General features: G+C 57.9%; 20 protein-coding genes and 1 pseudogene. 8 read left to right on the top strand and 13 right to left on the bottom strand.

Features of this window, described 5'->3' with window-relative positions; translation table 11 throughout:
- Nucleotides 1-158: 158 nt before the first annotated feature.
- Nucleotides 159-1,034, bottom strand: coding sequence for a LysR substrate-binding domain-containing protein (locus B9Z51_RS11405; RefSeq protein WP_108374610.1), 876 nt, complete (start codon nucleotides 1,032-1,034; stop codon nucleotides 159-161).
- Nucleotides 1,035-1,081: 47 nt separating this feature from the next.
- Entirely contained in the window at nucleotides 1,082-1,930 is an 849-nt protein-coding gene (gene purU, locus B9Z51_RS11400; RefSeq protein WP_108374608.1) for a formyltetrahydrofolate deformylase, read from the bottom strand.
- Between the two features lie 160 nt (nucleotides 1,931-2,090).
- Here purU and B9Z51_RS11395 point away from each other — a divergent pair, with 160 nt between their 5' ends.
- A complete protein-coding gene (locus tag B9Z51_RS11395; protein ID WP_108374606.1) occupies nucleotides 2,091-3,425 on the top strand; it encodes an aminotransferase class III-fold pyridoxal phosphate-dependent enzyme in 1,335 nt (444 codons plus the stop codon).
- Between the two features lie 90 nt (nucleotides 3,426-3,515).
- Nucleotides 3,516-4,697: pseudogene (locus B9Z51_RS11390) on the top strand (AbrB family transcriptional regulator); the annotation flags it as partial.
- Nucleotides 4,698-4,823: 126 nt separating this feature from the next.
- Here B9Z51_RS11390 and B9Z51_RS11385 read toward each other — a convergent pair.
- From B9Z51_RS11385 to B9Z51_RS11375, 3 genes are all read right to left on the bottom strand, one after another.
- Nucleotides 4,824-5,105: a DUF3567 domain-containing protein gene (locus B9Z51_RS11385; RefSeq protein ID WP_108374604.1), complete on the bottom strand. Its 282-nt coding sequence runs from the start codon at nucleotides 5,103-5,105 to the stop codon at nucleotides 4,824-4,826.
- A gap of 71 nt (nucleotides 5,106-5,176) precedes the next feature.
- Nucleotides 5,177-6,352 (bottom strand): DUF3108 domain-containing protein, encoded by a 1,176-nt coding sequence (locus tag B9Z51_RS11380; protein ID WP_233254928.1) that lies wholly within the window; start codon nucleotides 6,350-6,352, stop codon nucleotides 5,177-5,179.
- A gap of 16 nt (nucleotides 6,353-6,368) precedes the next feature.
- The gene (locus tag B9Z51_RS11375) at nucleotides 6,369-7,190 is read right to left on the bottom strand and encodes an IclR family transcriptional regulator (protein WP_108374602.1); all 822 of its coding nucleotides are present in this window, start codon (nucleotides 7,188-7,190) and stop codon (nucleotides 6,369-6,371) included.
- A gap of 104 nt (nucleotides 7,191-7,294) precedes the next feature.
- Here B9Z51_RS11375 and B9Z51_RS11370 point away from each other — a divergent pair, with 104 nt between their 5' ends.
- Nucleotides 7,295-8,305 (top strand): fumarylacetoacetate hydrolase family protein, encoded by a 1,011-nt coding sequence (locus B9Z51_RS11370; protein ID WP_108374600.1) that lies wholly within the window; start codon nucleotides 7,295-7,297, stop codon nucleotides 8,303-8,305.
- A gap of 241 nt (nucleotides 8,306-8,546) precedes the next feature.
- Here B9Z51_RS11370 and B9Z51_RS11365 read toward each other — a convergent pair whose 3' ends face one another.
- Entirely contained in the window at nucleotides 8,547-9,263 is a 717-nt protein-coding gene (locus B9Z51_RS11365; RefSeq protein ID WP_108375003.1) for an alpha/beta fold hydrolase, read from the bottom strand.
- Nucleotides 9,264-9,524: 261 nt separating this feature from the next.
- On the opposite strand from B9Z51_RS11365, the gene B9Z51_RS11360 reads away from it, so the two are divergent.
- Entirely contained in the window at nucleotides 9,525-11,261 is a 1,737-nt protein-coding gene (locus tag B9Z51_RS11360) for a 2OG-Fe(II) oxygenase (protein ID WP_108374598.1), read from the top strand.
- Nucleotides 11,249-11,818, top strand: coding sequence for a hypothetical protein (locus B9Z51_RS11355; protein ID WP_108374596.1), 570 nt, complete (start codon nucleotides 11,249-11,251; stop codon nucleotides 11,816-11,818). Before B9Z51_RS11360 ends, B9Z51_RS11355 begins: the two co-directional genes overlap by 13 nt.
- Before the next feature lie 47 nt (nucleotides 11,819-11,865).
- Here the strand turns inward: B9Z51_RS11355 and B9Z51_RS11350 are convergent, their stop codons facing one another.
- Both B9Z51_RS11350 and B9Z51_RS11345 read right to left on the bottom strand, forming a co-directional pair.
- Nucleotides 11,866-12,183, bottom strand: a complete 318-nt coding sequence (locus B9Z51_RS11350) for a CcdB family protein (RefSeq protein ID WP_108374594.1) — start codon at nucleotides 12,181-12,183, stop codon at nucleotides 11,866-11,868.
- Nucleotides 12,183-12,446: a type II toxin-antitoxin system CcdA family antitoxin gene (locus B9Z51_RS11345; RefSeq protein ID WP_108375001.1), complete on the bottom strand. Its 264-nt coding sequence runs from the start codon at nucleotides 12,444-12,446 to the stop codon at nucleotides 12,183-12,185. Before B9Z51_RS11345 ends, B9Z51_RS11350 begins: the two co-directional genes overlap by 1 nt.
- A 194-nt stretch (nucleotides 12,447-12,640) precedes the next feature.
- Between B9Z51_RS11345 and B9Z51_RS11340 the strand changes: the two genes are divergently transcribed.
- From B9Z51_RS11340 to B9Z51_RS11330, 3 genes are all read left to right on the top strand, one after another.
- A complete protein-coding gene (locus B9Z51_RS11340; protein WP_108374592.1) occupies nucleotides 12,641-12,853 on the top strand; it encodes a DUF6290 family protein in 213 nt (70 codons plus the stop codon).
- Nucleotides 12,837-13,106, top strand: a complete 270-nt coding sequence (locus B9Z51_RS11335) for a type II toxin-antitoxin system RelE/ParE family toxin (protein ID WP_108374590.1) — start codon at nucleotides 12,837-12,839, stop codon at nucleotides 13,104-13,106. Before B9Z51_RS11340 ends, B9Z51_RS11335 begins: the two co-directional genes overlap by 17 nt.
- Nucleotides 13,107-13,171: 65 nt before the next feature.
- On the top strand, nucleotides 13,172-14,317 hold the full coding sequence (locus B9Z51_RS11330) for a Fic family protein (protein ID WP_108374588.1): 1,146 nt from the start codon (nucleotides 13,172-13,174) through the stop codon (nucleotides 14,315-14,317).
- On the opposite strand, the gene B9Z51_RS11325 is transcribed toward B9Z51_RS11330, so the two are convergent.
- Genes B9Z51_RS11325 through B9Z51_RS11305 form a run of 5 tightly spaced genes read right to left on the bottom strand, consistent with a single transcriptional unit; the run spans nucleotide 14,308 to nucleotide 20,017 of the window.
- Entirely contained in the window at nucleotides 14,308-15,294 is a 987-nt protein-coding gene (locus B9Z51_RS11325) for a BsuBI/PstI family type II restriction endonuclease (protein WP_108374586.1), read from the bottom strand. The genes B9Z51_RS11330 and B9Z51_RS11325 overlap by 10 nt on opposite strands.
- Before the next feature lie 5 nt (nucleotides 15,295-15,299).
- Nucleotides 15,300-16,316 carry a DNA cytosine methyltransferase gene (locus tag B9Z51_RS11320; protein ID WP_108374584.1) on the bottom strand — a complete coding sequence of 339 codons (1,017 nt, stop codon included), beginning with the start codon at nucleotides 16,314-16,316 and terminating at the stop codon, nucleotides 15,300-15,302.
- 52 nt (nucleotides 16,317-16,368) lie between these two features.
- On the bottom strand, nucleotides 16,369-17,826 hold the full coding sequence (gene gatB / locus B9Z51_RS11315; RefSeq protein WP_108374582.1) for an Asp-tRNA(Asn)/Glu-tRNA(Gln) amidotransferase subunit GatB: 1,458 nt from the start codon (nucleotides 17,824-17,826) through the stop codon (nucleotides 16,369-16,371).
- Nucleotides 17,823-18,827 carry a ParA family protein gene (locus B9Z51_RS11310; RefSeq protein WP_108374580.1) on the bottom strand — a complete coding sequence of 335 codons (1,005 nt, stop codon included), beginning with the start codon at nucleotides 18,825-18,827 and terminating at the stop codon, nucleotides 17,823-17,825. Before B9Z51_RS11310 ends, gatB begins: the two co-directional genes overlap by 4 nt.
- Nucleotides 18,824-20,017, bottom strand: a complete 1,194-nt coding sequence (locus B9Z51_RS11305; RefSeq protein ID WP_146187749.1) for an RNA-binding domain-containing protein — start codon at nucleotides 20,015-20,017, stop codon at nucleotides 18,824-18,826. Before B9Z51_RS11305 ends, B9Z51_RS11310 begins: the two co-directional genes overlap by 4 nt.
- Nucleotides 20,018-20,037: the final 20 nt, after the last annotated feature.

The raw sequence follows: 20,037 nt of genomic DNA, 5'->3' as shown, positions 1-20,037 counted from the left end.
ATCAAGGCCTAGAAAGTGATGTCCAACTGTAAGCGCAAGCCCGGTGCGTGGGGCTGAAGAATCTTTGATGAGCGTGTGAATTTAGCCATCACAACATCAGCGTTGAAAGGGGGATGACTTTGTAGGTCGGCGGCTTCAGCCCCGACATCTTGGGCCAATCAAGCCAGCACGCTTTTGAGCCAGTCGGCAAAGGTGGCGCATTCCCAGCGTTCCATGGTGCCGGTGCGCCAGCACAGGTAATGGGCGTGGGGGCTGGGTACGCTGCGGTCAAACAGCCGCACGAGTTGCCCGTTTTCCAGCCAAGGTGCGCCCAGCTTGGTGCGGATCAGGCCGATGCCCAGGCCTTGGGCGGCGGCGTCGCACATCAGGCCGATGTCGTTGAAAGACGAGCCGTCGATGGGTTCGGGCCAATCCAGGTCGTGGGCAGCAAACCAGGTGCGCCAGGGCTCCAGCGGGCTGCGCAGCAGGGGTTGGCCCAGCAGGTCCTCTACGCTGGTAAAGGGGCCGTTTTCGCGCAACCAGGCGGGTGATGCCAGCGGCGTGACTTCATCCTTGGCCAGGCAGACGTGCTCCACATCCGAATAGCGCCCGGTACCAAAGCGCACGGTCAGGTCTGCATCTTCGGCCACCACGTCGAGCAAGGGAATGCTCACTTGCAGGGTGATGTCGATCTCGGGGTAGGCGTCCAGGAAATGCTTGAGGCGCGGCATCAGCACTGAGCGTGCAAAAGTCGGGGTGACCGCCAGGCGCAGCTTGCGGCGCCCGGGCGTGTTGCTGGCGCTGGGAAAGCGCTGCAAGGACACCAGGCCCTCGCGCACATGGGCCAGGTATTCAATGCCTTCTGTCGTCAGCGAAAAATCCGCACGGCCAAACAGCTTGGTGCCGATGATTTGTTCAAGTTGTTTGACGCGGTGACTCACGGCGCTGGGCGTCACGCACAACTCTTCAGCCGCTTGCGTGACACTGCGCAAGCGCGCCAAGGCTTCAAAGGTCAGCAGGCACTGGATGGGCGGGATGCGTGAGGTGGCGGACATGGTTAATCAGTTGGGGACAGAGCTAAAGATCTGTCCCTCAAGGTTATTTATTTGAAGATCACGGTTTTGTGGCCGTTGAGCAGCACCCGGTGCTCGCTGTGCCACTTGACGGCGCGGGCCAGCACCTGGCTTTCGGTGTCGCGGCCCTGGGCGGTCAGGTCTTCCACGGTCTTGCTGTGGTCCACGCGGGCCACGTCCTGCTCGATGATCGGGCCTTCGTCCAGGTCAGCCGTCACATAGTGCGCGGTGGCACCGATCAGCTTCACGCCCCGGTCGTGCGCCTGGTAATAAGGCTTGGCCCCTTTGAAGCTGGGCAAAAAGCTGTGGTGGATGTTGATGGCCCGACCGGCCAATTTGCGGCACAAGTCGTCAGAGAGGATCTGCATGTAGCGCGCCAGTACCACCAGCTCGGCGCCTTCGGCCTGGATGATTTCGTACTGTTTGGCTTCGGCCTGCGCCTTGTTGTCTTTGGTCACCGGGATGTGGTGAAACGGCACGTTGTAGCTGGCCGCCAGTTGGTAGAACTCGCGGTGGTTGCTCACGATGGCGCGGATATCGAGCGGCAGCAGGCCACTCTTCCAGCGGAACAGCAGGTCGTTCAGGCAGTGGCCTTCTTTGCTGACCAAGAGCACGGTGCGCATGGGCTGGGTGGTGGCGTGCAGGTCCCACTTCATCTCAAAAGTCTGGGCAAACTCACCCCACTGGGCATTCAGGCTATCGCCGTCAACTTGCTCACACGCAAACTGCACCCGCATGAAAAACAGGCCGGTGTCGTGGTCGTTGTACTGCGCCGCTTCTTCAATGTTGCCGCCACGCTCCAGCAGGAAACCCGATACGGCATGCACGATGCCGGTGCGGTCAGGGCAAGAGAGGGTCAGGATGTAGGTCGTGGTCATGGAGCAATACGGTGTTTCACGGTGTCCCTGCCCCGGCTGGATGCATGGGGTTCAGGACGGCGTATTGTAGATAAGCGCATGCCCGTGTCGCTTTCGGGCGCAAGCCCGTCGTTGCCCGGCTTAAACTGGCAGGCTGCATGCAACTCAAGGAGTTTTTGACGTGGCCCATACCGACCTGAACATGGACAACCAGTGGTTGCCCTTCACCCCCAACCGTACTTTCCGCCAAGATCCGCGTGTGTTCGTGGGCGCAGAAGGCATGCACTTCACCACCCATGATGGCAAAAAGGTGATCGATGGCATCTCCAGCCTCTGGTGCGTGGGCGCGGGGCACAACCGCCGCCCGATCAATGAAGCCATCAAAAAGCAACTGGACACGCTGGACTACGCCACGGCTTTTCAGGCCAGCAACGACAAGGCTTTCAAGGCCGCCGAGATGATTGCGGCCATGGCGCCCGGCGATCTGAACAAGGTGCTGTTTTGCAACTCGGGCTCGGAAGCGGCCGACACTGCCCTGAAAGTGGCACTGGCCTACCACCGCGCTCGGGGCGAAGGCCACCGCAACGTCTTCATTGGCCGCGAAAAGGGTTACCACGGCGTGAACTTCGGCGGCATGAGCGTGGGCGGCCTGCCTGCCAACCGCAAGGTCTACGGTGCGCAGCTTTTGCCGCGTGTGGACCACATGCGCTTCATCCACGACCCGGTGAACCACCCCTACATCCACCATGAGGAGCCCGTGTGGGCGGAAGACCCGCTGCTGGAACTGGAAAACCGCATTTTGGTCTTGCACGACCCAAGCAACATCGCGGCTGTGATCGTGGAGCCGATTGCGGGCAGCGCAGGCTGGTACATCCCACCCAAGGGCTATGTGAAGCGCTTGCGTGAGATTTGCGACAAACATGGCATCTTGCTGATTTTTGACGAGGTCATCACCGGCTTTGGCCGCTTGGGCGTGAACTTTGGTGCCGACTACTACGGCGTGGTGCCCGACATGCTCAACTTTGCCAAGGCGGTGACCAACGGCGTCATCCCGCTGGGCGGCGTGATCTGCCGCGACTTCATCTACGACGCGATGATGAACGCCAACTCTCCCGAACACGCGATCGAGTTCTTCCACGGTTACACCTATTCGGGCCATCCTGTGGCTTGCGCAGCGGCCATTGCCACGCTCGACTTGATGAAAGAAGAAAACCTGTTTGCCCGCGCGGGCCAGCAAGGCCGCGTGCTGGGTGACGCCATGCACAGCGCCTTGAAGGGTTTGCCCAATGTGATCGGCATCCGGACGCTGGGCCTGGCCGGTGCGGTGGAGTTGTCCAGCATCGCAGGCTCGCCCGGCAAGCGGGCTTATGACATCTTCATGGACTGCTTCCATCATGGCGTGTGGGTGCGACCGGCGGGCGAGAACATCGTCATTTGCCCGCCCTACATCGTCGAGAACTCACACATTGATCAGATCGTGCAAACCGTGGCCGACAGCATCCGTCGGCATGCCTGAGCGGGACTCAGCAGCTCGCAGCGACCGCGCTACCGCTGCACTGCCAATCCCGCCACTGCTCCGTAGGTCGGCACTCGCAGAGTCCGACTTTGGCTTGTCATGCGCATGTGGCCGATGGGGGCCTTGCTGGTCAATCAACCATTGGTCGGGGACTTCGACCGCCGACCTACAGGACGGCGCTTGAATCACGCTTTACGGACGGTGGCCACGCTGCTGGCCGCATGGTGCGCTGCCCAGCTTTGCCTGTGGCTGCACACGCCGATTCCCTGGATGCTCGGGCCTTTGATCGTCACGGCTTTCGCGTCGATGTCGGGGCTGCCCACGCACAGTTCGGGCTGGCTGCGCAATGCGGGGCAATGGGTGATTGGGGCGGCGCTGGGTCTGTATTTCACACCGCAGGTCAGCGCCTTGGTGGTCAGCTTGTGGTGGGCGATTGTGCTGGCCATCGCTTGGGCCCTGTTGCTGGGCGGACTGTTTGGCCTGTGGTTGCACCGCCAGCATGCGGCGGATTTTGCGCACCTGTCGCCCCGTGCCTTGCGGGCCACCACTTATTTTGCCAGCGCCATTGGCGGTGCCTCGGAGATGACTTTGTTGTCTGAGCGGCACGGCGCACGCACCGACCTGGTGGCGGCAGCGCACAGTGTGCGCCTGCTGTGTGTGGTGATCGCCCTGCCCTTTGGCATGCAATGGGCGCAGCACCGCTGGGGCTTGCATGTCGATGCGAGCTTGTTGCCCGGCCCACGCATTGCCCAATGGCCGGGCTTGTTGTGGCTGGCGCTGGCCACAGCGGTGGGCGCCGGGGTGATGGTGGCGGTCAAGCGTACCAACCCGTGGTTCATGGGGCCGCTGCTGGTTTCCATGGGACTGACCTTGTCGGGTGTGGAATGGTCCGCCGTGCCCAACGATTTGTCGAATGCGGCGCAGCTGGTGATCGGGGTGAGTCTGGGCGTGCGTTTTCGCCGTGAATTTGTGCACACCGCCCCTCAGTGGCTGCTTTCGGCAGCGGGCGGCACGTTTTGGATGATGGCCCTGTCCTTGGCTTTTGGTCTGCTGATGGCCTGGCTGACCGGCCTGCACCCGGCGACTTTGATTTTGGGCACAGCCCCAGGCGGCATTGCCGAGATGGCGATCACCGCCAAGGTTTTGCAGTTGGGGGTGCCAGTGGTGACGGCGTTTCAGGTGTGTCGCCTGGTGGCGGTGCTCTTGATGGTCGGGCCCTTGTTCAAGTGGGTGGTGGCTCAGGAGCAAGCCAGAACAGTGGACCCTTCGTAGGTCGGTGGCTTCAGCCCCTACGTTTGCAGGATGGGCCACTGTCGATCCACTGTGGCACTCAGGGTGATCAACAATTTGTCGGGGTCTTCGACCGCCGACCTACAGGGGCGTGGCTGACCATGGGGGTCAATGCACGACGACAGGCTGCTGGGCCAGGCCGGTGTAGCCTTCCAGGGTGTCTTCGACTTCTTCTTGTGTGGGGGTGTGTTGTTGCCAGGCCTGGATTTGTTGCTGGAACATTTCTGCCCAGGAACCGTCCAGGTACACCTCTTTGCCAGAGCGTTTGTCCACGATCTCAAAACCATGGCGTTCCAGCAGCGGTTTGCTGGTCGCTGGCGCGGCTTCTGCGGGCGCGTTGGCCAGCATGTGCATCACGGCAAATGTTTCGGATTCGTACAGCAAGTTCATATGGTCATTCTCCCTCAAGTCCTGGTGAACAAATGAGGACTAGGCGATGAACTTCAAGCGGGTGTGGTTTTTTAACCCGCTGGGGTGGTCGCCGGAAGGGCTGGCAGGATTTTTTGACCGTTCATCAGCAAGTCAATGTAACTGCCGCTGACCTGGGTGATGCGGATGCGCACCGGCAGCCAGCCGTGTTTGGGCGAGACCCAGAATTCGACCTTCGCATCAAAGCGGTTGCGCGGCTGGGCCGACCATTTGGTGGTCTCCAGGATTTCGCTGTTCAGCGTCAGGGTTTCGGCTTGCTCAAGGGTCAAGATCCAGGGCACGGCTTCGCGCAAGGTGACGGTCTGGATGCTCAGGCGCGTGCCTGGGGTAAATCGCTCGGGCGAGCCCGCCATGGCCGATGCCAGTTGCACATACAGACTGATTTGGTCTTGGGCACCCGGCAACAGCTGTGCCGTGGGCGCATTGCTGCTGAACACCACCTGCTTGTTCTCGCGGTCAAAGTGCGAGGCCCTCTCGCCGCGCCAGCTGTCCGTGAATTTGCTGGGCGCCAGGCCTGCTGCCGTGATTTGCCCTTGGCTGCGCCAATGGCGCGAGCCCAACAAAAAGGCTTTCACCGACAGTGCCAGGGTATAGGCTTGGTCGTTGTGTTGCCAGTTCAGCTCGCCGCTGGCGTGGTAGGTGATGCCTTTTTCCATGCCGGTGAGGTTGTAGCTGAGCAGCATGGACGGCGGCAAGGCGCCCAAAGGGATGTTGGGCAGCACCTCGGTGGGCGCGGGCTCGGTGGCGGCCGTCACGGCAGGTGGTGCTTCTGGTACTGGTGCGGTGGTCGATGCAGTGGTCGCTTCGCTCGCTGGGCTTTTCGGTGCATCGGCGGTGGCGACCGCGCTGCTGGCCTCTTTTTCTGGCGCTGAGGCCTCTGGGGTGGGGGCCTGCGCGATGGGCGTCTGCGGCAATGGGGCCGCAGGCGGTGGCGCCGCTTCTTTGGCAATGCGGGTGCGCGGAGCGGCTGGTTTGGGCGCTTTGACCGCGGGTGCCACAGGCACAACGGGTGTCAGCATGCGCGTTTGCAAGGGGTTGACCCGCGCCGCATCGGGCGTGGCCAGTTGCACCTCCAGCAAACCTGACATGCCCAGGAAAAACACCAGATGCATCACCAGCACCAGGCCCACCAGCCAGGCCAGCGTTTTGCGGGCGGGCCGCCCAGAGGTTGGCCATGCGCCCAATGCCGGGGTGGATGCGCAAGACACGCTGCGTCCCACCGCGTCAGACCTGGCGCCAGCCCAGATCGGCCGACAGCTGCGTTGCAAACTGGCGCAGGGCTTGGGCCACGGGCCCTTGCCACTCGGTGTGCAAGGTGGCCGATGAGCCCAAAGCCACGACGCCCAGCACCAGGTGCCCATCGGCATCAAACACCGGCGCACAAAAGCCTGCAATGCCAGGCAGCAAGACATTGACCACGCGGCCCAGGCCTTGCTGGCGGGTTTCTTCGATCATGGCTTGCACCTGCGCTTGGGTGCTTGGCAGATCGCTGCGCCCGAGTTTGCGTGCCAGGGCCAGCTCTTTGTCGATCATCGGCTGCGCTTTTTCAGCGGCGCCCCCATGGCTGTTGAAGGCGGCAAAGCAGCGGCCCGTGGCCGATGACAGCAGGGGCATCACATCGCCCAGGCGCAAGCTGACCGGCACGGCCAGCGGGGTTTCTTGCCAATGCACCAGGGTCGGCCCCCGGTTGCCCCAAACGGCCAGGGCCACGGTGTGTTCTGTGGCCTCCATCAAGGCGTGCAAACGCTCGCGGGCCATCTTGACCGCATCCAGGCGAGACAAGGTGGCCAAGCCCAGACGCAGCGTGGCCGGGCCGAGTTCGTAGCGGTTGGTGCTGCTGTCTTGCACCACCAGGCCCAGGCGCTGAAAGCTCACCAGATAGCGGTGGGCTTTGGCGGCGCTCATGCCCGCAGCACTGGCCAGATCGCGCAGCATCAAGCGATCACTGGCCTGTGCCAGGACATCGAGCAGCGCAAAACCGACCTCCACCGACTGGATGCCAGCGCGCTCTTTGCCTTCATCGGAGAGGGGGGTGCCTGGGGCCATATCGTCTAGAATCCGGTTTCGTTTAGTTAAACGAGTTTAACAATGCGTAATTTTTCAGTGCGCCACACTGTAGCGCATCTCGACCAGAACGGGACACCTTCATCATGAAATTGGCGACCTACAAAGACGGCTCACGCGATGGACAACTCGTGGTGGTGTCGCGCGACCTGAGCACAGCCCATTATGCGACCGGCATCGCCAGCAAACTGCAGCAAGTGCTGGACGACTGGAATTTTCTGGCCCCGCAACTGGAAGACCTGTACCTGACCCTGAACCAGGGCAAGGCTCGTCATGCTTTCCCGTTTGACCCTGAGCGTTGCATGGCCCCGCTGCCCCGCGCCTACCAGTGGGCCGATGGCTCAGCCTACCTCAACCATGTAGAGCTGGTCCGTGCGGCGCGCAACTCGGAAGTGCCCAGCAGCTTTTACACCGACCCCCTGATGTACCAAGGCGGCAGCGATGATTTCATCGGCCCTTGCGACCCGGTGGTCTGCGCCAACGAGGCGTTTGGCATCGACTTCGAGGCCGAAATTGCCGTCATCACTGGCGACGTGCCCATGCAAACTCCCGCCGACGAAGCCATTGAAGCGGTGCGCCTGATCATGCTGGCCAACGACGTGAGCCTGCGAAACCTGATCCCGAACGAGTTGGCCAAAGGCTTTGGCTTTTTCCAGAGCAAACCCGCCACCGCCTTCAGCCCCGTGGCCGTGACGCCTGACGAGCTGGGCGATGCCTGGCAAGGAGGCCGCGTGCACCTGACGCTGCAATCCACCTGGAACGGCCGCAAAGTCGGCATGTGCGACGCCGGCCCCGAGATGACTTTCCACTTCGGCCAATTGATCGCCCACATCTGCAAAACCCGCAATGTGCGCGCAGGCTCCATCGTGGGCAGTGGCACCGTGAGCAACAAGAGCGTGGAAGTCAAAGGCAAACCGCAGTGGCCCAAAGGCTACAGCTGCATCGCCGAAAAACGCGCCATCGAAACCATCCTGGACGGCAAACCCTCCACCGAATTCATGAAGTTCGGCGACACCATCCGCATCGAGATGAAGGGCCAAAACGGCGAGAGCTTGTTTGGCGCAATTGAGCAGGAAATCGTGCCCATCGAAGCCTGAGCACCCCTGTCAGGGTCTTCGACCACCGACCACAAAATGCAGCGCCCTCGTAGGTCGGCACTCGAAGAGTCCGACATGTGTGAATGCCTCCACCCAGCCAAAACGAGCCGCGCCGCTGGATCAAACAAACGTCGGGGTCTTCGACCACCGACCTACAAAATGCAGCGCCCTCGTAGGTCGGTACTCGAAGAGTCCGACATGGCTGGCACAACCAGCGCCTATTGCCTCCCCGCTGGCCCCATCAACCATGCAGCCAACTCACAAAATGAGCCGCTACGGCCTCCGGCTTTTCCATCATCATCATGTGACCCGATCCAGCCACCACCTGCACGACGGGGTGGGCGGGCATCAGGTCGGCCATGGCCTGGTGCTGCTGGGGGCTGGCCCAGGTGTCCCACTCACCGGCCATCAGCAAGGTGGGCACACGCAGTTGTTGCAACACATCGCTGGCGTCCGGGCGCGCCAGCAAGGCCCGGATCTGGCGCTTGAACACATCTTCTGACTTGCGCTCGAACATGTGCACAATTTCTTCAATCAGCGCCGCATCGGTCAGGCGCGAAGGTGCCACCATGTTTTGCACCCAGGCTTGAGCCATCACCCGCACACCATCGCGCTGCGCCAGATCCAGCAAGGCTTGTCGTGTCTGGACTTCCTTTTCTCCCGCTGCACCAGCCTCCTTGGGCCGGTAACCCGTGCCCAGCAAGGCCAGCGCCTGGACACGCTCAGGTGCAAGCCGCATCACTTCCAAAGCCACACGACCGCCCATCGAGTGCCCGGCCAGGTGAAAAGTCTCGGGAGCAGCGTCCAGAATCTGCTGCGCCATCACGATCAAATCATCGGCCTGACCGTGATCAACCACAGTGCAGTGCGCATGCCCCTGCAACGCTGGCAGCATCGGTGCCCACGATGCGGCATCGCACATCAAGCCGGGCACAAGAATCAAATGCGGGAGGGGCATGTGGGTTGTGGGCGTGTATAGGGCTGAGCTGACCATGATGCCTGACTCACCGCGTACCGGGATCGGTAGAAGGTGCCCATGATGGTTGAAGATTCTATGGGGTCAATTGGCCTGTTGAATGGTCGTCAGGGGCTATGGCGTGGGCGCTTTTGTCCATGAGCAATAGGCTCGGGTTCCGGATCAATGCCATGCAAATTCTTGAGATGTCCGTGCAAAATCAATGCCTTGCTTCAATTCTAGTGATGCTCATCAACTTTTCAAATGACGATCCCCTCCATTGTTCACGCGCTGATCGGTGAAACCCCGGTAGATCAGAAGACCCCAACAACATCTGCCTCGCAACCGAGCTTCCATGCGCAAGGCGCATTCCCTGTGCAAGCACTGTCTGTCGAGGTGCAAGGGTTTGGCGGCTTGCCTCCTTTTTTGCAAGATGCCCAAGTGGCCCGGTTGCGTGAAAACGCCTCTGCGGCCTTGTTTGGGCATCGCGACAAGACCTTGATGGACACCACAGTGCGCGATACCGCAGAGATCAAGGCTGCCGCTCTGAAGTTAACCGGGTGGGATGCGGTCTGGCCTCAGATCGAAGCGTCAACGCAATCCGCGCTGGGCTTGGATGGCATCGGCTTGCAGGCCCATTTGCACAATGCGCTGCTTTACGGGCCGGGGCAGTTTTTCAAGATGCACCAGGACACCGAAAAGCTCCCCGGCATGGTCTTGACCTTGGTGCTGGTTTGGCCCTGTGCGCACTTGGGCGGTCATTTGATGGTGCATCGGGGTGACGAAGTGCACCGTTTTCAGTCCGAGCATTTGCACGCCGATCAGATCCAGTGGTTTGCGTTTTATGCCGACTGCCAGCATGAGGTGCGCCCCGTGCAGCAAGGAAATCGGGTCGTCTTGACTTTCAATGTGGTGCTGAAAACCGAGTCATCGCAGAACCAGGCCAAGCACAGTCCGGCATTGCTGGCGGCCTTGGAGCAGCATTTTCAAGTGACCCACAATCCTGCAGATAAACAGCGGCTGGTGATTTTTTTGGACCATGAATATTCAGAAAAAGGGTTGAGCTGGTTCTTGCTCAAAGGCGCAGACAGAGGGCTTGCACAAGCCTTGCGCAGCGCGGCGGATGCGCTGGGTTTGCGGACTTATCTGGCCTTGGCCGAGATCCACGAAATGTGGACTGCTCAGTTGAGCGATGTGGACTATCGACGGTCCCGTCGCCAAAGCTCTGAGCCCGAGCCGGACGAACTCATTGAGCACAGCACCACGCTGGACCATTGGGTGGACACGAACAATGCGGTCCAAAAACTCGGGCAGCTTCAAGTGCGTGACCACGAAATTGTCTGTATCCGAGAGACCGATGAAGACGATCTGGTTAACTCCGAATACGAGGGGTACATGGGCAATTACGGCGAAACGCTGGACTATTGGTACCGGCGTGCTGCCGTGGTGCTGTGGCCACAGGCCAGCGAATTGCTGCAACAGTTTGACCTGGATGCCGACAAGGCCTTGCAAGCTTTGGTGGCGCTGGCGAGCCAACCTGCGCAAGCTGCCAAAGTTCTGAGCACAGTGCAGGCCGTTAAAGCGCGATTGCTCCGTTTTCAAAGCGAAGACCCCCAACGCTTTACCGACCAGTGCCAGATTGCTGCCAGTTTGTCAGACCCGCAATTGGCGCTTGAACTGCTGGAGACGGCATCACCTTGGGTGCTTGGTGCGGGGCATGCGATGGGCTTGGCCGAAGTGCGCAAGGCGCATGGCCAAAAGTTTTGCGATGAGTTGCTGAGTCGTTGGCTGCAAAAGCATGATCTGGAGCGTCAGGTAAAAAGCGTTCTCAGTGAATGGGCACACAGCTACGGCGGCACAAGATTGCGGCAGCATTTGCTGGGGCTGCCAAAGTTGATAGAGGCCATCCAGCAAACGGGGCTTGACCCGGCCTGGACTGTGCGCCTTGCTCAAGCCAGATGCCAGCTTTGGCTCAAGCTGGAATCCCAATGGATGCTTTGACGCCCCATGCGCGTGACACGGCATGGCTTTGGCGCAGCCAATTTGCGGCCGAACTCATCCGCGCTGGTCTGCTGTTGCCCGGCGCCATGCTGGCCGCAGACGTGGTTCGTCAATTGAATGAAGGCTTGGTGACCCACTCCATCGTTGTGCTCAGCCCCCTGTTGCTGGAATTGGACAAAGCGGCGCACGCCGTGCCAGGCTGGTCCGCACTGCGAGAGCGCGTCAAACAAGCCCTGGATTTGTCATTGGCCAAAGCCCTGCCCGAGCCAAGTGACTGGTCCATGGTGGTGCCCGTCATGCCTTGTCAGTGCGCCGATTGCCGACAAGTGATGACATTCCTGAAAAGCCAAGACTCCGCAGGGTTGACATTGCCCATGGCAGAGGCTCGGCGAAAACACATCATCGATCAGTTTGAACAGTCTGGCCTGGGACTGACCATGGACGTGCTGCGCCAAGGTTCTCCCTACAAACTGCGCATCGCCAAGCCTGCCAATTTGCGCGCAAAGGCTGAACGGCAACGTTTGCAGCATGAACAGTGGCTTGCTGCACTGGGCTGATGGATGGCGCTGGCGCAAGACCAGAAAACCGCCCGTGAGGTGTTCGATCAATAGCCTTGGAACAAAAAATCCATCGCGGCAGTGATCTGGTCTTGGGCCTGGGCGAGCGATGTCACGCGCGACTTCAGCACCCGTTGTGGGACAGCGCCCATTTTGGGTGTTTCCAGCAGGTACTCTTCACCTTCTATGGTGAAAATCGGTGTCAGTTGAGTTGACAGCTTGACCTTGGGAAAGTGCTTGAGGTTGCGCAAGGGAATCACCATCCGGCTGTCCAGCCCATTGAGCAAGTCGCTCTGTACATCCAGCAGGTAGGGGGTGGTGGTTGCCTGGCTGCCAGGGTTGGCATAGACGTCAAAGCGTGCCATCAAAAACTTCTCCACTCATCCAGTGGCAGGCCTTCAGCCTCGATGGTGGCGTTGTAAGCCGCGATGAAGTCGGCATGATCCTCGCGCCATTTGCGCTCCTGTTCGCGGCGCACAACTTCACGCAGGTGGCTGTCGCAGACCTGAGAAATGTTGATGGCGAGGTGCTTTGCGGTGTCCAGCACATCGCTGCTCAGGCTTAAATTGATAGCGCGCTTACCGGATGCGCTGGTGCGCACACTGGGGGCTGTGTGGGTGGGTGGCATGGCGATCTCCATGTGCATTGAAGTGTGCGCATATCTTAATCCACATGCTTGTTGTGGGCAGCGTGGGCCAATACCAAGCCAAGTTGCAGATTGACCCGAACCGACATGGTGTTCAACCGACTGATCCGGTCAAATTTGGCTGCAGTGGATGTGCTGGCTATACTTGTATAGCAACCATTGAAAGGGAAGAAACCATGCTTGCCATCCGCCTGCCCGAAAACATCGAAACCCGCTTGGGCCAACTGGCCCAAGAGACCGGGTTGACCAAAACCGCGTTGGTGCGCGAAGCCATCCTCGAACACATCGACGACCTCGAAGACTATTACCTGGCCGAGGCCCGCGCCCGCAAGAACCGCAAAACCATTTCTCTGGAAGTCGTGGAGCGCGATCTTGGCCTGGCAAATTGAGTTTGACCCTGACGCCCTCAAAGACCTGCGCAAACTCGACAAGCCCATCCAGATCCGGCTGGTGGGTTTTTTGCGCACACGCGTCAGCAGCTTGACCAACCCACGCGACATCGGCGAGGCCCTCTCGGGTCAGCGTTTGGGCAGCTATTGGAAGTACCGAGTCGGCGACTGGCGCATCATCTGTGACATCCAGGATCAGAAAATTCTCGTGCGCGTGCTGCGTATCGGCAATCGGCGAGAGGTCTACCGATAGGAGTTGAAGCGTAAAAAAGCCATTTACGCTTCACATGTGAAGCGTAAATCCATAAAATACGCTTCATGTTCCTCTGGCAATCCCCCCAATGGCCTGAATTCCAGTTCGATTTAGTCGCGCTGCAACCGTTATTGGCCGCTGCACGCTATGCGCAAGGGCGTGCCATGGGACTGGCCAGTCATCTGCAACTGATGGACCTGGGCGCATTGGAACTGCAAGGCTGGGCCGACGAAGCCATCGCCACGGCGCAGATCGAGGGCGAAACGCTGCAAGTCAATTCGGTGCGGGCCTCTGCCGCGCGGCGCTTGGGCCTGGCCGACGCCAAAGCGCTGGAGCGCGACGCACGCACCGAAGCCACGCTCGACGTGTTGCAAGCGGCCATCGAACAAAGCCAGCAGCCTTTGAGCCACGACACCTTGTACGGCTGGCAAGCAGCCTTGTTCCCGACCGGGCGCAGTGGCATCCAGAAAATCCGCACCGGCGCTTACCGCGACCATGCCGAACCCATGCAGATCGTTACACCCCGCATGGGCAAGCCCGACATCGTGCATTACCAGGCCCCCGATTCGGCCGACGTGCCTGCGCAGATGACGCGGCTGATCGACTGGTTCAACAGCAGCCTAGGCAAGACCGACGGCCTGGTGCGTGCGGCGCTGGCGCACTTGTGGTTGGAAGCCATTCACCCCTTTGAAGACGGCAACGGACGCGTGGGTCGAGCGCTGGTCGAAATGGCGCTCGCTCAAGACCTGAAAACCGACAAGCGCATGTGGAGCCTGTCGCAGCAAATGTGGCTGGACCGGGCAGGCTACTACGCCCAATTGCAAGCGGCCACCGGACAGGCCAATATGGACGTGACGCCCTGGGTGCAATGGTTTGTGGGCTGCGTGCACAAAGCCGCTGATGCCACCTGGGGGCACATGCAAGCGGCCATGCGCAAAACCCGTTTCTGGTCAGAACTGCGCGAGCAACACCCGCAGCTCACCCCCACACAAACCAAGGCGATCAACAAACTTTATGACGTGGGACCTGATGGATTTGCTAACGGCATCAGCACAGAGAAATACGTGAACCTGTGCCGTGTGTCACGCGCCACGGCTTACCGTGAACTCACGGCGCTGTGCGAGATGGGGGGGTTGGTGCAGACGGGGACGGGGCGGGGGACGCGGTATCAATTAAGAGTCAGAGATTTCTTCCGCCAAAATCATTTGTAGGGTCCGATGAATTTGTCGCCGTTGAAGTGAATCATATGGTGCGGAGAATCTGCTAGCCAAACTTCAGTCTCCCATGCGATTTCGTGCGCAAATTTTCGATAAACCGCACGATCTGGAAAGGCCGTGACATAGACAACGTCAGCTGAGCAAGATTCGGTCAATTTATTCAAGGTTCGAAGACGTAGTTCGTTGATCGGGTTTGCTGTTGTAACGGCTTCAATCAAAAAGAGCCAACCCTTGTCTTTCGAATAAGCAACAACATCAGGTAATTTATCATGGGATAAATCAAAAAAATTGATTGACCTCAGGCCTTCTTCATCTTTGTAGAGTTGTTTGTTTTCAGTGTCTCCCACGTATAAAACTTCAGCGCCATTTCCAAAAATTGGAAGAAATTCTTCAATGATATTGCGCTGAAGTAAGTTGTGTTTGCCTGAGCTGAGTGAGAGGGTTAGTCCTTGCTTGATAGTCACAGGAGTTCGTGCAAGCTCACGAGAGCGAGAAAGTTGGAAAGCCAGCGTAGGCCGTTGGCATATGAATGAATTTAAATGACTCTCCCATTGATCAGTGCCAAAGCTACGGATAACGCATGCGGCATCAGGACTTAGGGCGAAACCTCTTGTACCATCATTGGTGTTGGCATTAGGATTTTTTGCACTGCTTAAAATTACCATTGCCTCTACGGGTAACATCAAATCTTTACGGCGTATATCATCGTATGAACCAGGAGAGATTGTTTCTCCAAGATGAGTGTTCATAAATTGAATAATTTGCCTCGTTTGTAGGGTGTGGCCGTTTCCTGACGTATTGTCTTTCGCTGCAATCCATTTGATGCCGGGCTTTATGTCTGCAACAGCCAAAAAAACCTTAGCCATTTTCACTTTACGGCGTTCGGTTAGGTTGTTTAATGGCAAACCCAATGCTTCGAGAATGGTTAGTGCTTCGCCTACTAATTTCTGAATGGACGTTTTTCGAGGCATGATGTTTATGCAGCCAATAAATTCAGTTGAGTTGGGTGCCGCCGTTTGCGAATTTCAGCTGAACTCAGACGTAGTGATGAGTTTAAATATTCCCGAAAACTACCCGCAAGAGCATAAGCCAAAAGAGGTGGCACAGCATTTCCTACTTGGTTAAAAGCGCTGGTTTCACTTCCCTGAAATTCGAACCAGTCTGGGAAGCTCTGTAAACGCGCACCTTCTCTAACAGTGAGCCGACGACGAGCTCCATTTGGCAAAACAATGCGGTGCATGTCCCCCGTCGCTCCGGCTAGGTTCCGGCAAGTCACGGTGCGGGAAGGTCGATCTAAGTGCAAGTCTCGGGGTGTAATGCAATGGGATGCTTTTTCATATTTTGCGACGTAAGTATCCATGCTCGATGTTAGTAACTTATTCTCGGTATTAGTTTGTTCTGGCAAAGCAGTGAGCGCTTGACCAGCTGTGACTCGCTCGCCAATAGTTGTGGGGTAATTAAATTCTCCCCGGTGACCGACAACAATGACGCGCTCTCTGTTTTGAGGAACGCCATAATTGACTGCGTTTAACAGGCGAAACTCAACGATGTAGTCAAGGTTTTGAAGCTCTGTAATTATTCTGTCTAGGTAGTCTTTATTTTTGTACATCAATCCACGAACATTTTCAAACATCCAAATGTCTGGTTGAGATTGCTCAATAGCAGAAATAAATGAAGGAAAACCATCTCGCGCATCTCGAATTCCATTTTGATGACCCCCGACACTGAAGGGTTGGCATGGGGGGCCACCGATTACGACTTGTGCTTTTGGAAAAACATAACTTGCATCCAATTTAGTATTGATGCAATCACCAGATAGGTTGTGTCTGTAACTTGCGCAACAGTCTTTGTCCATTTCGAAGCCTAATGTCTCAAAACTGTGTGCCTCAAATCCCAATGCCAGACCGCCACAACCCGCAAAAAGATCAAGCACCAATGGGGATCCTTGGGTTTGGGGTCGAAGCAGAGTATTTAGTTTTTCAGGAAAGTTCACAGATATATTTCCAAAATAATGAGGGTTATTCACAAAAATGGAAAGCTGAAAACTAACCCAATTTCTTCATCAGCAGCGCATTCACCTGCCCCGGATTGGCCTTGCCCTTGCTGGCCTTCATGATCGGGCCGACCAAACCGTTCAGAGCCTTGGCATTGCCCGCCTTGAACTCTTCCACGTTCTTGGGATTGGCGGCCAGCACGTCGTCGATGATCTTTTCCAGCTCACCCGTGTCGTTCATCTGCTTGAGGCCTTTGGCTTCGATGATGGCGTCGACTTCGCCTTCGCCGTTCCACAGACCTTCAAACACCTGACGCGCTGCGTTGTTGCTGATGGTGTTGTCGCTGATGCGGCCGATAAGAGCGGCCAGTTGGGCCGCGCTCACCTGGGCTTGTTCGATCGCCATCTCGCTGGCATTCAAGCGGCGTGAGACTTCGCCCATGATCCAGTTGCTGGCCAGTTTGGCTTGGCCGCAGGCTTTGGCCGTGGCTTCAAAGTAGGCGGCAACCGCCTTGCTTTGCGTGAGTTGCGTGGCGTCGTATTCGGGCAAGGCGTAGTCGTGCACAAAGCGCTCGGCCATGACACGCGGCAGCTCGGCCATTTCGCCTTTGACGCGCTCCACCCAGTCGCGGCCAATCACCAGCGGTGGCAAGTCCGGGTCGGGGAAGTAGCGGTAGTCGGCGGCGTCTTCCTTGGTGCGCATGGCGCGGGTCTCGCCCGTGTCGGGGTCGAACAGCACGGTGGCTTGCTGGATGGTGTGGCCGTCTTCGATTTGGTCGATCTGCCAGCGCACTTCGTAGTCGATGGCTTGCTGCATGAACTTGAAGCTGTTCAGGTTCTTGATTTCGCGGCGGGTGCCCAGCGGGTCGCCGGGCTTGCGCACAGACACGTTGGCGTCGCAGCGGAACGAGCCTTCTTGCATGTTGCCGTCGCAGATGCCGATCCAGGTGACGATCTTGTGCAGCTCTTTGGCGTAGGCCACAGCCTCTTCGCTGCTGCGCATGTCGGGCTGGGTCACGATTTCCAGCAGGGGTGTGCCAGCGCGGTTCAAATCGATGCCGCTTTGACCAATGAAGTCTTCATGCAGTGATTTGCCCGCGTCTTCTTCGAGGTGGGCACGCTCCAGGCGCACGGTTTTGCGCACGGTCTCTTTGCCCGCTTCCAAGAAGAACGACACCTCGCCGCCTTGCACCACCGGGATCTCGAACTGGCTGATCTGGTAGCCCTTGGGCAGGTCGGGATAGAAGTAGTTTTTGCGCGCAAAGATGCTGCGCTCGGCGATGTGGGCGTTGATGGCCAGACCGAATTCGATGGCGCGTTCGACGGCCCCGATGTTCATCACCGGCAGCGTGCCGGGCAGGGCCATGTCCACTGCGCAGGCTTGCGTGTTGGCTTCGGCGCCAAACGCAGTGGGGGCGCGGCTGAAGATCTTGCTGTGGGTCGAGAGTTGGGCGTGTGTTTCGAAGCCGATGACGACTTCGTAGCCTTGGACGAGTTTGGGTGCAGTCATAAAAGGTGAGCGAGATTTGCTTTGAGCAGAATGTGTGTGGCGAGATTTTGAAAGTCTTCGTAGGCGGCGCGTACGGTGGCCATTTGTGAGCCACTGACGCCATCCGCCGTCTTTAAGGAAAAAATCGGTTTGCGTGCTTCTTGTCCGATGGGCATGATGCTTTTGTAGTGGCGCAGCCATGCCAGTGCAAAGGAATCGTCTTCAATTTTCGGAATATCCGCGCTTGTTGTTTCTTCAATGTATTGGCGGTAGTCGCCGGGAATGCGATCTATCCATTGTTTATACGCCTGTACGGGTCGAGAGAGACGTTCCTGGTGTTGCATGGCGACATAGCCCAGGACATGCATGTCGCCTTTGGGTAATGTGTACTTCTTGAACGGTTTGGCGCTACGGATGGCCCAGGATTTGCGCCACTCGCGCAAAGCAGGTCCGGTGTGTTGCAAACCGCGCAAAGAAAATACATCAGCGCCCAGCGGGACGATGACATGGTCCGTGCCCAGCAAGACAGAGCGATTGATGGCACCCAAATTGGGCCCAATGTCAAAGAGGATGATCTCTGCCTGGCAGTTTGCAGCAGCTTCTTGGGTGCAACGCCAAAACGCGGTCAATATATCCAACGCTCGACCATAGGTGTTTTCGTTGTTGTCGTCGGCTTTGCACCACTGCTCGGACAATGGATCTTCAAAACAAGACAGGCCAAGATCTCCCGCGATCAAATGCAGATTGGGCGTGATCTCTTTGGGTGTTGGTGCGACGTAATCATCTTTTCGAAGCATGGGGTGCACGGCGCGGTAAAGGGTTTGCGCACAAGTCGTATCGTCCCAAAGCGTCTGGAGCGCTTCATCTTGTAAAAAAGCGGCACTGAGCCTGGCTTGTGGATCGCCATCAACCGCCAGGACACGCACGCCCATGAGCGCAAACATGTGGGCGATGTGATAAACCAAGGTGGTGTTGCCAATGCCCCCCGTGTTGTTGAAAAAAGTAAAAACGGGTTTGGTCATGGTCGTTGCCGCAGGGTGACGCTGACGTAGTTGGCACTCGGGTCAAGTTCTAACGGTGGGTTGCCGTTGTTGTGCAGCTCGGTGCGCGCAATGCCAATACCAGCGCCAAAGCGCTGTACAAATCCCAAGTCTTTCAATGCGCCAGCCAAATTCGGGTTGCGATAGCCCACTGCATAGGGTTGTCCAAACTCTTCAAGGCCCATGCCAAATGGCCCACCAGGATTGGTGATGCGGATGCGGTCATTGAACCAATAAACACGAATGGGCGCATTGCTGCCAAAGTAGCTGCGATGCATCACGGCATTGCGAAACAGCTGTTGAAACGCCACTTTGGGGTACTGCGAAAACCGCTGTTCACGGTCTTGCGAAGTGAAGTCAATCGGTATCTGGTTGTGGGCGTTGAATTTGGCTTCGGTGCTTTGGATGACATCGGCAATGTTGCCGTGAATCTCTTGCTGATCCAGAACGGGACTGGTTTCGTCGTCACCGGCAAAACGCACAAACTGCACATAGGCACCGGGCACCGCATCGGCAGGAGACAAGCCCAAGCACAGCATGCCCAAGACCGTGGGGTAGAGCACGCCATCTCGGCCTTGCCCTGCCATCTTGGTGCTGGCCAGACGTTCTTCCTGCGTACGACCATTGGCTTGCAAAACATCAGGTGCAAAGGCCTGCATCAAATATTGATTTTTGAAGTAGTCCAGATTCAAGTCATGGATGTGGAAACCTTCCAGGACTTGCGCGTCATCAGGCTGGTCTTTGTTACGGCGCTTTTCATTCAAGCGGCGTTCTTCCTCCGCATTGGCTTGGTGTGTGACGTTGCCAGGACGCACCCAAATGCGTTGGTCAAATTTAACGGGTGTGGAAATGCTGGGTTGTACTTCGATGCACAAAATAGCTTGGCCCAGATGCATGCGACGCACCGTGAAAAAACTGGGGAAAGGCAGGATTTTCCCTTCGCCACGAATCGACAAAACCTTCTGTTCCAACTCGTCGTCAATGGACAGGCCAGAGGGTGAGCCATCGTCATTCACACCCAAGGCAATGACGCCGAACTCTTCATTCCCGTTCAAGTCGTTGGCAAAGGCGCAGATCGTGCGGCATATTTTTTCTTTGCCATCGCCTTTGCTGGAGAAGTCACTTTTGAATTCGCACCGATAAGACTCACCTGCTGCAATGAGGTGAGCCATCGTTTCATCGGATGCGCGGT

Source organism: Limnohabitans sp. T6-5, from assembly GCF_003063315.1.
Lineage (GTDB): Bacteria > Pseudomonadota > Gammaproteobacteria > Burkholderiales > Burkholderiaceae_C > Limnohabitans_A.
Note: the sequence above shows the minus strand (reverse complement) of the source record. Positions and strands in the feature narration are given on the sequence as shown.